This is a genomic window from Rossellomorea vietnamensis (assembly GCF_008180615.1).
Lineage (GTDB): Bacteria > Bacillota > Bacilli > Bacillales > Bacillaceae_B > Rossellomorea > Rossellomorea vietnamensis_D.
On record NZ_VTEH01000002.1, the window covers coordinates 122,947 to 137,802 of the forward strand.

Sequence of the window (14,856 nt, forward strand, 5' to 3'; positions counted from 1 at the left end):
GTTACTTTCGGAAAAACCCAAGAACCGGATTTTCCCTTTTAATACTCGGTTTCTCTTTCTTAAAATGAAGAGCAGCTCTTTTCTTTTTAGTTTACCAGGAATTAATGGCCTATATTTTTTGAATTTATATTTTATAGCAGCAAGTTTTGTAAAAGAGCTTTATAAAAAGGAGCTTCTCCCCGCTATGAGGATGAAGCTCCTTCTTGTGCTTGCTGCTGGGCTTCTTTCTTGCGCTGCTCCCGCTCTTCCCACTTCATGACAATATACTCGGTATTCTTGAGAAGCCAGTAGTGCTGCTGCAATTTCCTCAAGAACTTTATTTCGTTCCGTTTGTCCTTTGGAGTATCGTGATATTTTTTTACAACTGAAATCAGTCCGCTTGGATAAGCAAGATAGCTCAGGAATAGCAGCTTTTCTTCACTTCTGAACGAAAAGTGGCTGCAGTAAGTCATCAGCCAATCAAAGCATTCATCGTATGCTTTGGGATAGGTTTTAAGAGTCCGGGACAAAAATGGAAGAAGATCATGGATCGGAGAAGCGATCCTGGTCTGTTCAAAATTTGAGAAAAACCCTGAGCCCCTGTCGTCATAAAGAAAATGCTCGGAGGAAATTTTCCCGTGAACCACTACACTACGAACTTTTTCCAAATCCTTTGACTCTTCATACCAGCTGTCGAATTTTTTCCTGGCAAACTTCAGAGCCTGAGAAGTATCAGCGTAATACATACAGTAAGACAACTGAAAAGGAGACATATACAATTCTTTCTCACACAACTCTATATATTCTTCCAGGAAGTTTTGCTCCTTCTCCCATCTTGCATTCACTGTTTCATAATGTTCTTCACGCTCTTCTTTTCCTATCTTCTGTTCTTTGGAAGATAGGGTATGAAGCCTCGCCAGCTCGCGAAAAAGGGTTTGATGCCTTTCAAACCGATTCTCTTTCACTTCATTTGTCAGCCAGGGCATAACGTAATACAGGTCGTTGTCCTGCCAAACTGCATATCTTCCATCCATGGTGGGATAAATCGGGACTATCCGGTGGTAGCCTGATTGAAAAAGATGCTGTACATTCCTTACAAAATCAACCCCCGTCCCCGCAGGAATCCTCTTTACAGCAAGTGTGCCTTTTTCTGTATACACCTTTTTCACCTTACCGAAATCCTCCGCAAAATGCGGCTGGACACCATAAGCCTTCAAGACATTCGTTAAGTTTTGGTCAATAGCCATTCCTTTCACCTGCTTTATTTTTTGCCGTAAAATCGTCTCTGTCTTAGTGAGAAAACCTAATTTCACTATGTTATCCAGAGGTGCAGAATTTCACCTTAAGAAAAAGACAGAAGAGCAAGGAAGAGACCCTTGCTCACCACAACCTAATTTTTGAAAACCGCTTCTTGAGGAATATACAAGACATGGCCTTCTGATACATCCTGATGCGCCTCCAGGTGATTGACACGAAGTAATTGCGGAATCGATAAATCATACTTATCGGCGATTAATTCAAGTGTTTCTCCTTCCTGGACGATACAGACCTTCATTTTCGCCGCTCTGCCTTCATCTTTACGGGCAAAAAAGTCGGTTAAAGAAATACTTTCATACTTTTTCTTGAATAGTGGTTTTTTCTTGGCTGCCTTTTCCTCCGGAGAACTGCTTTCGTCTTCGAACATCACGGAAGAAGATTCTTCTTCAATCTCCTGCACTTCTTCTGCAGCCACTTCTTCTTCAACCACAATTTGTTCGCCTCTTGCATACTCGAATTCTTCCTCATCATACGAAAAGACCGGATGATTCTCCTGTTTCGCTTCATAGGAGATCGGAATAACCACTTCTTCCTCTTCTACAGGAGCCTTTCTGCCCTCGACAACAAACGGTTCATAAACATCTTCTTCTTCTTCCTCAGCCCCATCATCTTCATAATGGACTTCTGTCTCTGTTTCTTCTTCGATTTCTTCTTCTCTATCATCTTCGTAGTCTAAGTCTTCCAGTTCTTCATAAGTCTCCTCTTCTGTATCCTGAAAAACTTCAGCAGCAGGAGCGGCACGATAAACCGGTTCAATCACCTGGTCTTCTGCGAGTTCAATTGGGGCATGAACCTGCTGTTCTCCATAAATGCCAGAGATTGTTAAATCGGCATTCAGCTTCAGGCAGGCATTTTCGGGAACTACATAATCAAAAGAATCGACATATACATCGATTTCATCCAGGTTGGCAATCCGGTTCTTTGGAATGGTTACATCGACAGGAAAACTATGTGTGAACTCACATTCTCCTTTTTCCCTGAATTCCACACGCTGGACGTACTTTCCGTTATGTTGGAAGTCGTACCAATTTTCCGGCTCTTCTTCAGGCTGAGAACCTGAAGGCAGATACTCTCCTGTCAAATCCAATGTTCCCCGGATCAATACATATTGTTCCTGCTCTTGGATCGTTATATGGGGATCTAAAGAGATGGAAAGTAATTCTTCTACTTCCTGTCCTTTTTTAAACCAAACAGCTTCTTCCAAAGAAAATCGCAAGCACGATTGTTGTTCTTGTGACAAAGAAAACTCCTCCTTTCAATTCCGTTACAAGGTATATCAATGTCATTATCAACTTATGAGGAGGAGTGGAAGAATATGAATTGAAATTTTAAAATGATTTTTTTTACAATACTGTTTCCACAGTGGTTGTGGGGAAGTACCTTAGTGAACCCCCTCTTCAAGCTTGTTTGGTTGAAGATGCGGCATTTCCTGTCCATTGATTCGCATTGTCATACATACCTTGAGGAAAATCAGACGATCGTGACCGAAGTAACTCGCACTTCGTACATATCTCACACAAATTACTCGGCTCCCGACCGAAGCAGCACCAGCTTCATACATATCTCCAGCAAATTCACCGGGTCCCGACCGAAGTAACACCATCCTCATACATATCTCCAGCAAAATTCTCCGGCTCCCGACCGAAGCAGCACCAGCTTCATACACATCTCCAGCAGATGCACCGGCTCCCGACCGAAGTAACACCCACTTCAGACATATCTCCAGCAAATTCTCCGGCTCCCGACCGAGATAACCCCAGCTTCATACATATCTCCAGCAAATTCTCCGGCTCCCGACCGAAGCAGCACCAGCTTCATACAYATCTCCAGCARATTCACCGGCTCCCGACCGACGTAACACCCACTTCAGACATATCTCCAGCAGATTCACCGGCTCCCGACCGACGTAACACCCACTTCAGACATATCTCCAGCAAATTCACCGGCTCCCGACCGACGTAACACCCACTTCATACATATCTCCAGCAAATTCACCGGCTCCCGACCGAAGTAACCCAATCTCAAACATTTCAAAATACCTCTGAGAATAAAAAGTAACCAGGCTTTTGTATGAGAGCTTCGTAGAAAGAGGGAACAGATTGTTTAAATAAGTATCCTGTGTAAAAATCTGATAAAAATCAAAAAAGACAAAGCCACAATTACTGGCTTTGTCTTCAATATCATTAACCCTTAATTTTCTGGAAGGCTTTCTCTGCAGCCTGGATGGTTTTCTCGATGTCTTCGTCCGTGTGAGCTGTGGAAAGGAAAAGACCTTCGAATTGTGATGGCGGGAGGAATACCCCTTCATTTGCCATTTCACGGTAATAGGATGAGAATAACTCTAAATCTGAACTCTTCGCACCTTCATAATTTTTGACTTCCTCGTTTGTGAAGAAGATGCCGATCATGGAACCAGCACGGTTGATGGTGTGCGGAATTCCAAACTTTTCAGCTGCCGCATGAAGGCCTTCTTCGAGTCGGTCGGCTTTTCGTTCAAACTCTTTATAGCTTTCTGGTGTCAGCTGGCTTAAGGTTTCAAAGCCTGCTGTCATCGCAAGCGGATTTCCTGACAGTGTACCCGCTTGGTAAATAGGACCGCTCGGGGCGATTTGTTCCATAATTTCCGCTTTACCGCCGTACGCTCCAACTGGAAGGCCGCCGCCGATAACTTTTCCAAGGCACGTCAAGTCAGGTGTAACGCCATAATATCCTTGAGCACAATTGTAGCCGACACGGAAGCCTGTCATGACTTCATCAAAAATCAGCAATGACCCGTATTTCTCTGTGATTTCACGAAGAGACTCCAGGAATCCAGGCTGAGGAGGAACAACGCCCATATTTCCTGCCACCGGTTCTACGATCAACCCAGCAATATCGTCTCCGAATTGTTCGAAAGCATATTCCAGACTTTCTAAGTCATTGTAAGGAACCGTAATTGTGTTCTCTGCCACTCCGGCAGGAACTCCTGGACTGTCCGGCAATCCCAATGTAGCCACTCCGGAACCAGCTTTGATCAGCAGAGAGTCGCCGTGGCCATGGTAACAGCCCTCGAATTTAATGATCTTGTTCCGCCCGGTATATCCTCTTGCAAGGCGGAGCGCACTCATTGTCGCTTCTGTACCGGAAGAAACCATTCTTACAATTTCAATAGAAGGTACACGCTCGATTACAAGCTCCGCAAGCTTGTTTTCAACCAGAGTCGGTGCCCCGAAACTTGTACCGAGTTCAGCCACTTCCTTAATCGATTGAACTACTCTTTCGTTGGTGTGTCCCAAAATTAATGGTCCCCAGGAAAGGACATAGTCGATATATTCATTTCCATCGATATCATAGATTTTGGAGCCTTTTCCTTTTTCCATAAAAATCGGGTCCATATCAACGGATTTAAATGCACGGACAGGGCTGTTCACTCCGCCCGGCATTACTTTTACCGCTTCTTTAAAAGCCTGTTTTGACTGGTCATATTTTCGCATGATAAGTTCCTCCGTTTTCTTTAAATTTCGTCATTTTCTTCCTTACAGAAGGGCTGGTTTTTAAAACAGCGTTTAGAAAATGTACTTATTTAATTCTTACTGAGTATGAGTCTGATCCAGGAGACTACTCACCTTTTATCCAGGCTGCTGCATCTTTGGCTGCATAAGTGATGATGAGATCAGCTCCTGCTCTCTTCATGCTTGTCAGTTTTTCCATGACCATCGCTTTCTCATCGACCCATCCGTTAGCTGCCGCCGCTTTAATCATGGAGTATTCGCCGCTGACATTATAAGCTACGACCGGTGCATTGAATTGATCTTTGACGTCACGGATGATATCCAAGTATGAAAGGGCTGGTTTAACGATCAGAAAGTCCGCTCCTTCTTCGATGTCGGATTGAGCTTCACGAAGGGCTTCTCTTCTGTTAGCAGGGTCCATTTGATACGTTCTGCGGTCTCCAAATTTCGGTGAACTGTGGGCAGCATCCCTGAATGGCCCGTAGAAGCTGGAAGAGTACTTCACGGCATAAGACATAATTGGTACATCAAGGAAACCGGCCTCATCAAGCCCTTTTCTGATGGCTGCCACAAAGCCGTCCATCATGTTGGATGGAGCAATGATATCCGCTCCTGCTTCCGCCTGGCTTACAGCTGTTTTGGCGAGCAGGTCGAGTGTCGGGTCGTTAAGGATCTTGCCGCCCTCCACAATACCGCAGTGTCCATGGCTCGTATATTGGCAAAGACATGTGTCGGCCACCACGACCATTTCAGGATAGTGTTCTTTTACATGGCGGGTTGCCTGCTGGACGATTCCGTTTGCATCATAGGCACTTTTTCCAAGCTCATCTTTTTCCGCAGGTACACCAAACAAAATGATGGAGTGAATGCCAAGTCCATTCAATTCATCCAGTTCAGCTTTCAGGTAGTCCATGGATATTTGGTAGACACCCGGCATGGATGCAACAGGGTTCTTTACATTTTCACCCTCCACAACAAAAAGCGGATAAATTAAGTCTTCCGTCCTAAGAAAGTTTTCACGGACCATCGCTCTCATGTTTTCTGACTGGCGAAGGCGGCGGTGACGGTTAAATTTCAAGTCTGTCATGCTTATTCCTCCCTTTTCTTTTTTAAAGCGAAATAGCCTGCTAACTCTTCTATCATCTCTTCAACTGTATACTTTATGGGAACAACTTGTACAGCCAGACCATTCTGATCCGCTGCCTCTTTGGTAACAGGCCCTATACAAGCGGTAATCAAGCCGTCGAGGCTATATTCAAGATGATTCTCCCTGACAATCTTCATGAAGCTCCTTACGGTCGAAGGGCTTGTAAAAGTAATAGCAGCCAGTTCTCTGTTTTCTAATAATGTAATTAAATTTTTTTCATGATCTTTTGGGAAGAAGGTTTCATAGGTGACCCATTCATCAATAGTTATACCCGTTCCCCTTAATCGAACAGCTATTGTGTCTCTTGCTAAGTTTCCTTTTGATAGAAGAATCGGTCCAGTTTCTGTGACTTTTTCAAGAAACTCTTCAGAAAAGTCAGCTGCAGAATAGAATTTCGGCACAAAATCAGCTTGAATTCCGTAACTATTAAGTGCTTTACATGTTTTTTCCCCGACTGCAGCGAATTTGGTTCCGCTTCCATTAAGGGTAAGACGGTGCTTCTTCAATTTTTCAAAAAAGAAGTGCACACCGTTTTTACTAGTAAAAAAAATCCATTCATAGGATTTCAGTTTTTCTAAATATGTACTTTCTATATCATCTTTATAAGGTCTGAATGATATAAGCGGAACTATATGGGGGATACCGCCATACTTCTTGATGGTATCCGCCATTCCTTCCGCATTCTTTGCTTCTCTTGTCACTAAGATACCACTGCCTCTTAGCGGTAAAGAGGCAACCATTACTGATCAAGCTCCTCTTTCACCTTATCAATAAGGGCTTTGGCACCTCTTTCAGTCAACAATGCTGCTGCTTCTTCACCGACCTTCACAGGATCTGTACCTGTGACTGTCTCTTTGTAAATATCTTTTCCATCCGGAGAGGCAACAAGCACCGTCAGCTCTACATCATCACTGCCTATAAGTTCGGCATAGCCTGCAATCGGCACCTGGCATCCACCCTCCATTTTATGGAGGAACGCCCGCTCAGCTGTAACTGTCTTAGTGACATCTGCAGAGGCAAATTTACTCAGCAGTCCAAGAAGTTCCTTGTCATCTTCACGGCACTCTATGGATAGAGCCCCCTGCCCCACTGCCGGCACACAGAACTCCGGCTCAAGGAATTCTGTCACGACATTGGATGTCCAGCCCATACGGGACAATCCGGCTGCCGCTAAAATAATGGCATCATAATCTTCTGTTTCAAGCTTTGAAAGACGTGTATCGATATTACCCCTGATCCACTTTATTTCCAGCTCAGGACGTTGTGCAAGGATCTGTGCTCCTCTTCTCAAGCTGCTTGTTCCTACAATCGCTCCCGCAGGAAGATCGCTCAGCTTGATGTGGTTTTTGGAAATGAAAGCATCACGGTGATCTTCTCTTTCAGGAATACAGCCGATACACAAACCTTCCGGCAGTACAGCTGGCATATCTTTCATGCTATGTACTGCCATATCGATTTCTTTATCCAGCATCGCTTGTTCGATTTCTTTTACAAAAAGACCTTTTCCTCCGACTTTGGATAGAGTGACATCCAGGATCTGATCTCCTTTTGTGACAATTTCCTTTACTTCAAACTCAAAAGAGGGATCCAATTCTCTCAACTTATTGATGACCCAATTAGTTTGTGTTAATGCAAGTTTGCTTCGACGTGATCCTACTATAATTTTTCGCATTACGAACCTCCTAAGCTTATGAATACCAGAAATGAAATGATGAAAGCCTGCTGACAAGAAGAAAGTTGATCAAGATTACTAAAAAGGCGCCGGTATTCAAAAACGCCAGACTCTTGCCATATACCTCTTTGCGAATACGTAAATATAAAAAGACGCTGTATATAATCAGTACAAAGAATGAACCGATGATCTTCGGATCGTACCAGAGAAAGTCAGGCAGTTTGATAAAGGCCCATTGAAGGCCGAGTATCAAACTCAATAACAGCATGGCCACACCTATCGCATTTAATATGTAAGCCATCTTCTCTAGTTTCGACAAATCACTGATCCTCCATAACCTGGACCCCCATTTTTTCTGTTTCAGCAGTTTATACTGCAGCAGATAGAGAAGGGAAAAAACAAAGGACAAGGAAAATGCCCCGTATGAAAGGATGGCCATGGTGATATGGATCAGCAGCAGTTCAGAGACAAGCTGCTCTGCCATCGCATTGGATTCAACCTGCACCGGCGCAAATGTATGTATGGCCATGATGATGAATCCGAGAACATTGGTGAAGAATACTGTGAAATCCACACGAAGGACTCTATTAATGGCAAGAGACAACGTGATTAGCACCCATGCATAAAAATAAAGTCCCTCAAAAATGGTGAGGACCGGAAATCTGCCTGTTTTCATCATATAAAGAAACAAAAAGATTGTTTGAAGGACCCAAACAATCGCAAGAAGCCAGAAGGCAAACAAATTTGCCTTCCGGTTTTTGTTTAAGAAATCTATGAAGTAAAACAGAATGCTTATAGCGTACAGAACAATCATCAGTTCATGCAGCCTTGTCATCGTTTGTTCAAACATAGACAACACCCTCGCTTATGATTGAAAAGAAGGCTGGAGTTTAGGTGCCGGAACTGCCTGCTTTTCTTTCCCCTTACTCTCAAGTGCATCCGCCTGGAGCTGCAGCTGTTCTTCAATATTGAAGATTTTAATGAATAGGTCAAGCTTTTCCTGTCCGTCAGGCAGTGCCGCTAATTCCTTGGCCTGAAGAATCGGGTCTTTTAAAAGCTGATTGATGATGCTCTTCGTGTGTTTATTTAGAATTTTACGTTCACGGTCAGAAAGGTTGGGCATCTTTCGCTCAATGCTTTCCATGGTCTGCCCTTGGATCGTTAAAGCTTTCTCTCTTAAAGCTGAAATTACTGGTACAACGCCAAGCATATTGAGCCATTCTTTGAAAGCCACAATTTCAGCTTCAATCATGATCCCAATCGCTTCAGCCGCTTTTTGCCTTTCAGCCATGTTCGCCTGAACGATGCCTTCCATGTCATCTATATCGTAAAGGAAGGCACTCTCAAGGTTCTCAATTTCAGGATCGATATCCCTTGGCACCGCAATATCAACCATGAACAACGGACGGCCCTTTCTCATGCGTTCCACCAAGACCATCTGATCTTTAGTAATGACATAATCCTTTGCACCTGTAGAGCTGATCAGGATATCTGCTTCTACAAGGGCACATTGAAGCTCTTGCAGAGTTTTGGCATTTCCGTTAAATTTCTCAGCCAAATCCACCGCTTTTTCAAAAGTACGATTGATAACAGTGACCTTGGTTGCCCCGCTTCCGTGCAAATTCTTGATTGCGAGCTCACCCATTTTTCCAGCCCCGAGAATCAGGACATGCTTCCCTTTTAAATTACCAAAGATCTTTTTGGCAAGTTCAACAGCCGCATAGCTGACAGAAACAGCGTTTGAACCGATTTCCGTTTCAGAATGAGCTTTCTTTGCAAGCGTTACTGCCTGCTTGAACAAGTGATTAAAAACCGTTCCCGTTGTACCGGATTCCTGTGCAGCCAGGAAGCTGGTCCTGATCTGGCCAAGGATCTGCGTCTCTCCGACAACCATGGAATTCAAACCGCACGTAACATTGAACAAGTGCTCAACAGCACCATCCTGCTCATATATGAATAAATAAGGAGAAAACTCCTCTTTATCAAGTCCAAACCATTGAGATAAAAATTCTTTAATATAATAACGACCTGTATGAAGCTGATCCACGACCGCATATACTTCCGTCCTGTTGCATGTAGAAACGATCACATTCTCAAGAATACTCTTCTTACCCTTAAGTGTATCCATCGCTGTTTGCAGGTCTGCTTCATTAAAAGATAAACGTTCACGAATCTCGACAGGGGCCGTTTTGTAATTTAAACCGACTACAATAATATGCATGATAGAAATGACACCCCCAAATTAATCATTGACTCTAGTATAACATGTACGATAAATAACCCATCAAATAAATGTGAACATAAGATGAAACCTGTGGTACCATTAAAAGTGGAGCTGGCTCGTCCAGCCCCGACAGGCGTTGGCAGGCCGGCAGATGAGGATGCACTTTATCCTCAACTGACGGTATGCAACGACCCGAGGGGCTAGCCAGCGGAACTGGATAGCGATTAAGTGTAAAGACGGCTCGTTCAGGTCCGACAGGCGCTGATTCTTTCACCAGATGAGGACGTTCTTTGTCCTCGGCTGGTGAATGAATAACGACCCGAGGACCTAGCCGCCTGCACCGGAATAGATTAAAAGTGGAGCTGGCTCGTCCAGCCCCGACAGGCGTTGGCAGGCCGGCAGATGAGGATGCACTTTATCCTCAACTGACGGTATGCAACGACCCGAGGGGCTAGCCAGCGGAACTGGATAGCGATTAAGTGTAAAGGCAGCTCGTTCAGGTCCGACAGGCGCTGGCAGGCTGACAGGTGAAGACGCTCTTTGTCCTCAACTGGCGGCATGCAGCGACCCGAGGACCTAGCTGCCTGCACCGGATAGATTAAAAGTGGAGGCGGCTCGCTCAGGTCCGACAGGCGTTGATTCCTTTCCCCAGATGAGGACGCCCTTTGTCCTCGGCTGGGGAAAGAATAACGACCCGAGGACCTAGCCGACGGAACTGGATAGCGATTAAATGTAAAGGCAGCTCGCTATAAGCCGAATCTCCTATAGGCTTTATACCCCATTCTAAGGATACTATATAATAATTTTACATAAACTTATTCTTTTCGACATACTTTCCTATGTTAGAGTAACAAATTGAACCCTATTATTCAAGTTTACAATTTGGAGGCACTCATGAAAGGACAACGACTTTTTCCAGGAATGATTCTGATAGGTTTCGGCATCTATTTCTATTTTCAACAATCCAATATTTCTATCTTCCGGGAATTTTACACGTGGCCCACTTTACTGATCATCGTCGGGATTGCCTTCTTGGCGCAAGGCTACAAAGGAAAAGACTATGAGGCTATTCTGCCAGGTACGATTCTCACCGGTTTCGGCCTTCATTTTCACATTAGCAGCCATATCGCAATCTGGCCGGACCATATCGGCGTGTTCATTCTAATCATTTCACTCGGATTTCTGCTCCGATATCAGAGAACAGGCAGCGGCTTGTTTCAAGGAGTTCTCTTCCTTATTCTAGCTATAATTCTTTTGTTTTATGATAAAGTTTTGTTGTGGCTGGGGATTCTCCAGGGAGGGGTAAATATAATAAGGGACTTTTGGCCGCTTATTATCGTTCTCATCGGTATTTATCTCTTATTCATTAAGAAAAAGTAAAAAGGAACCGAATTGTCCGTGGGCACTGAAAAAGTCCGATAAAAATCTAAAAGGCAGAATCGTTCAATTCTAAGAACGATTCTGCCTTTTTCTCGTGAGTATTGTTGGTTTCAGTTTAAGACACGGCTCCACTGGGCTTTATTGCGAAAGCGGCTGCTCATTTTCTTAATTACGTATTCAGCGGTAAAAATAAGGGGAGTTTTTCCCGCTAATTGTAATTTCTAAGGTAATATTGGAGTAAATAGAGGGAATTTTTCCCCTTATTTGTAGAATTGAACCTATTTTCTAGTGTTTGAAGTCAAATAAGGGGACTTTCTCCCGCTATTTAGGCTTTTTTACATACTTTTTAGGAAATAAGGGGAATTTTTCCCTCTATATTACTAGCCAGGTGCTGAAACTGGCTGGTCAGTACCGCTGGTCACTATTCCAGATCCTTGAATCGGTATCTATCCCGGCCCGGCTGGCGAATATTCCAAAAATCATTAAAAGACCTAAAGCTAATGAGATAAAAAGAGCAACCCATTCAATGGCTTCAAAGAAAAAAGTCAACCATTCTTCCGATTTAAGGAAGTATAGTTGACTCTTTCTTTATTAAAGAGAATTTGATATTAAATTCGGTATATTTTCAGCGCCCTCGATTGTCCGGTTCCTTTTTTTGTATGCTATAAAATGGAATCAAGAAACTCCTGAGTACGCTGCTCTTTAGGATTACCGAACAACTCATCTGGAGGACCGACTTCCACAATCCTGCCATCATGCATATAAATGACCCAATCTGCTACCTCACGAGCAAATCCCATTTCGTGAGTCACAACCACCATTGTCATCCCTTCAAGCGCCAATTCTTTCATAGTAGAGAGAACTTCTCCTACCAATTCCGGATCGAGAGCTGAAGTCGGTTCATCAAACAGCATGATATCGGGCTTCATCGCGAGTGCCCTGGCAATGGCAACACGCTGCTTCTGTCCTCCGGAAAGCTTGGAAGGATAGACATCCGCTTTGTCTTCAAGCCCGACTTTCTTTAAAAGGGCCATCGCTTCTTCCTTTGCCTTGCTTTTTTGAATCTTTTTTACTTGAATAGGTGCTTCCATGACATTTTCAATGACCGTCTTATGGGGAAAAAGAAAGAAATGCTGAAAGACCATCCCTACTTTGGCCCTGACTTTATTCAAGTCGTGAGTTCCCTTGTTCACTTCTTTCCCTTCAATGATAATCTTTCCGCTGTCTTTCATTTCAAGGAAGTTAAGGCATCTTAGCAAGGTACTTTTTCCCGAACCACTTGCACCGATAAGACAAACCACATCGCTCTCTTTTACTTTCATATCTATATCCTTCAGTACGTGCAAATCACCAAAGGACTTATTCAATTTTTCAACATTTATCATTTCCTGACTCAAATTAATCCCTCCATCTGTTTTGGAAGTCAGTTCATTAATCACTTAAAGACATACGCTTTTCGACTAGGTTGACAATCATAGAGAAGAAAAGTACCAACACAAGATAGTAAACCGCTACGATTAATAGATAGGTCATATAATCAAAGTTATTTGATCCGAGTGTAGTCGCTACACTGAAGAGTTCAAACATACCGATGAAAGATGCCAGCGAGGAATCTTTCAGGGCAATGATAAATTGGTTGCCCATTGGAGGAAGCGCTCTGCGGAAAGCCTGAGGAAGTATAATCCTTCTCATAGTCAATCCGTTGGACATACCGAGTGAGCGGCCCGCTTCCATCTGGCCCTTATCAATTGACTGGATTGTACCCCTGAAGATTTCAGCTATATAGGCACCATTGTGGAAGGCAAGACCAAGAACTACCGACCAGAAACCGGAAATATCCAATTCAGTTAAACCAAAGTAAAAGATAAAGATCTGAACAATTAAAGGTGTTCCCCGCACTATAAAAATATAAAGATCTGCGATGATTTCCAGGACTTTCACTTTGGAAATTTTCATAAAGGCAAAAAATAAACCTATGAATATGGCAATGAATACAGATACCACGGTAAGTTGAAACGTTAAAAGCATTCCTTGAAGGAACACATCGATAGTATCTATGAATGTTTCAAAAAAAGTCACCTTATTCCCTCCTATTTCTTTATTTCACTTCTAAAACCTGATTGTAGATCAGGTGATCATTTCTATATCCTGGTGATCACTTCGTCCAACCTGCCTTTTTACTTTTCAAATACTTATGTAGAAGATTGGCCAGGATTTGGGAATGAAAACTAGTCGTGAATCACGGGATGAACAAACTGCAATTTTAGAAGAATTTTTTAGATGAAAAAAGCGAATGCGCTAAAAATGTGCACATCCGCCCTAAAATTGATGGTGTTTATTCTTCTCCCTCAGGGTCAGCTGTAATGTCTTCTCCGAAATATTCTTGACTGATTTCTTCCAACGTTCCGTCTTCTCTAAGTGTTTCTAATGCTTCATTGATCGCATCCAGAAGTTCTTCATTATCCTGGGCAACGGCAATCGCCTGTTCACTGCGGCCAAGAAGTTCCCTTGCCTCAATTTCCAAACCTGCGCCGATCGCTTCTTTACCTGTGACAAAATCGGTGATGACTGCATCGTGCTTCCCTTTGCTCAGAGCTTCAAGTGCAACAACATCACTATCATACGTCTTTATATTCTCTGTTGCTTCACCCGCTGTCTCTGCATAAGTAGAGCCTTTTGATACGGCAATTTCCATTCCTTCCAGATCTGCCAATGTTTCAACATCACTATCCGGGCGTACAAAGATCTGAGGCCCTGAGTAGTAATATGGAGTAGAGAAGTCTACCTTCTCAGCACGCTCGTCTGTAATGGTATGACTCGCCACTGCTGCATCAAAACGCCCGGACTGGACACCTTCAACGATTCCGGCAAATTTAAATTTCTTTTGTTCCGGATCTAGTCCCAATTCCTCAGCAACCGCCTCAGCAACGTCAATATCAAAACCTGTCATTGTCCCATCACCGCTTGTAAAACTGAAAGGTTTGAATTCCCCGGATGCGGCGAAGGTGAATTTACCTTCATCGACTACATCCAACCCGCTGTCTGATCCACTTCCGGAACTGCTCTCGTCTGTTCCGCACCCCGTAATTAAAATGGCTGATAATGATAATGCTGCAAAACTAAATAATTTCTTCATTTCTCTAATGGCCCCCTTCAAATCTTTTTAGTCCTATGTATTATGCTAACAAACTAATGGATGATTCACAAAATTCAAAATTACTGATAACTCTGTATATAGCTGTGTATCCCTGCTTTACACCAAGTAAGCCCAGCTTTCCATTGAAATCCATAAATTTGCCGGCATATCCTTACTTTTCCTATTCCCGGCGTGAATAATTTTAAACATCTGAATAGTAATTTAATTGTTATTTTTGCAATTTTAAAGTCATTTATACCAATTTCATTCTTCCGATTGGGAAATCAGGCTGTTCCACACATTATTTGGATAGCTGATTTCTACTTCAGCCTATTATGAAACCTTGGCGCTGTATTTCCCGCTTGTCTCAGAGGAGGTCTTTCGAGTTAAGCTGGCTCACTGCTTCTTGAACAAAGTGAAGTTTGTTAGAAAGGACAAAACAGTTATAGAACATAATGTTTTTTTATATGAAGAGAGCTTTCTACGCAGCCTGCTGGTTGAGACACTCTC

At 43.2% G+C, this 14,856-nt stretch carries 14 protein-coding genes; 2 read left to right on the top strand and 12 right to left on the bottom strand.

The window, feature by feature from the left end; translation table 11 throughout:
* Window positions 1-182: 182 nt before the first annotated feature.
* The 9 genes from ysxE to hemA all read right to left on the bottom strand — a co-directional run bounded on the left by ysxE (window position 183) and on the right by hemA (window position 9,827).
* Window positions 183-1,226: a spore coat protein YsxE gene (gene ysxE / locus FZC79_RS03970; RefSeq protein ID WP_148945558.1), complete on the bottom strand. Its 1,044-nt coding sequence runs from the start codon at window positions 1,224-1,226 to the stop codon at window positions 183-185.
* A gap of 143 nt (window positions 1,227-1,369) precedes the next feature.
* Window positions 1,370-2,536: a stage VI sporulation protein D gene (spoVID, locus tag FZC79_RS03975; protein ID WP_148945559.1), complete on the bottom strand. Its 1,167-nt coding sequence runs from the start codon at window positions 2,534-2,536 to the stop codon at window positions 1,370-1,372.
* Between the two features lie 141 nt (window positions 2,537-2,677).
* Window positions 2,678-3,025, bottom strand: coding sequence for a hypothetical protein (locus FZC79_RS03980; protein WP_148945560.1), 348 nt, complete (start codon window positions 3,023-3,025; stop codon window positions 2,678-2,680).
* Window positions 3,026-3,479: 454 nt separating this feature from the next.
* Window positions 3,480-4,769 carry a glutamate-1-semialdehyde 2,1-aminomutase gene (gene hemL / locus FZC79_RS03985; RefSeq protein ID WP_148945561.1) on the bottom strand — a complete coding sequence of 430 codons (1,290 nt, stop codon included), beginning with the start codon at window positions 4,767-4,769 and terminating at the stop codon, window positions 3,480-3,482.
* A gap of 124 nt (window positions 4,770-4,893) precedes the next feature.
* On the bottom strand, window positions 4,894-5,874 hold the full coding sequence (hemB, locus tag FZC79_RS03990; protein ID WP_148945562.1) for a porphobilinogen synthase: 981 nt from the start codon (window positions 5,872-5,874) through the stop codon (window positions 4,894-4,896).
* 2 nt (window positions 5,875-5,876) lie between these two features.
* Entirely contained in the window at window positions 5,877-6,674 is a 798-nt protein-coding gene (locus FZC79_RS03995; protein WP_148945563.1) for a uroporphyrinogen-III synthase, read from the bottom strand.
* Window positions 6,674-7,606, bottom strand: a complete 933-nt coding sequence (hemC, locus tag FZC79_RS04000) for a hydroxymethylbilane synthase (protein WP_148945564.1) — start codon at window positions 7,604-7,606, stop codon at window positions 6,674-6,676. Before hemC ends, FZC79_RS03995 begins: the two co-directional genes overlap by 1 nt.
* Before the next feature lie 16 nt (window positions 7,607-7,622).
* Window positions 7,623-8,456: a cytochrome c biogenesis protein gene (locus tag FZC79_RS04005; protein ID WP_148945565.1), complete on the bottom strand. Its 834-nt coding sequence runs from the start codon at window positions 8,454-8,456 to the stop codon at window positions 7,623-7,625.
* A 15-nt stretch (window positions 8,457-8,471) separates the two neighbouring features.
* Window positions 8,472-9,827, bottom strand: a complete 1,356-nt coding sequence (gene hemA / locus FZC79_RS04010) for a glutamyl-tRNA reductase (protein WP_148945566.1) — start codon at window positions 9,825-9,827, stop codon at window positions 8,472-8,474.
* An 84-nt stretch (window positions 9,828-9,911) separates the two neighbouring features.
* Here hemA and FZC79_RS23780 point away from each other — a divergent pair, with 84 nt between their 5' ends.
* Entirely contained in the window at window positions 9,912-10,034 is a 123-nt protein-coding gene (locus FZC79_RS23780; protein WP_286365355.1) for a hypothetical protein, read from the top strand.
* 690 nt (window positions 10,035-10,724) lie between these two features.
* Window positions 10,725-11,210, top strand: a complete 486-nt coding sequence (locus tag FZC79_RS04015; protein WP_148945567.1) for a LiaI-LiaF-like domain-containing protein — start codon at window positions 10,725-10,727, stop codon at window positions 11,208-11,210.
* Between the two features lie 662 nt (window positions 11,211-11,872).
* On the opposite strand, the gene FZC79_RS04020 is transcribed toward FZC79_RS04015, so the two are convergent.
* The 3 genes from FZC79_RS04020 to FZC79_RS04030 all read right to left on the bottom strand — a co-directional run bounded on the left by FZC79_RS04020 (window position 11,873) and on the right by FZC79_RS04030 (window position 14,346).
* Window positions 11,873-12,595, bottom strand: a complete 723-nt coding sequence (locus tag FZC79_RS04020) for an amino acid ABC transporter ATP-binding protein (protein WP_187442654.1) — start codon at window positions 12,593-12,595, stop codon at window positions 11,873-11,875.
* A gap of 46 nt (window positions 12,596-12,641) precedes the next feature.
* Entirely contained in the window at window positions 12,642-13,289 is a 648-nt protein-coding gene (locus FZC79_RS04025; protein WP_148937854.1) for an amino acid ABC transporter permease, read from the bottom strand.
* 256 nt (window positions 13,290-13,545) lie between these two features.
* Complete coding sequence (locus FZC79_RS04030) at window positions 13,546-14,346, bottom strand: transporter substrate-binding domain-containing protein (RefSeq protein ID WP_148945569.1); 801 nt, start codon at window positions 14,344-14,346, stop codon at window positions 13,546-13,548.
* Window positions 14,347-14,856 lie beyond the last annotated feature (510 nt).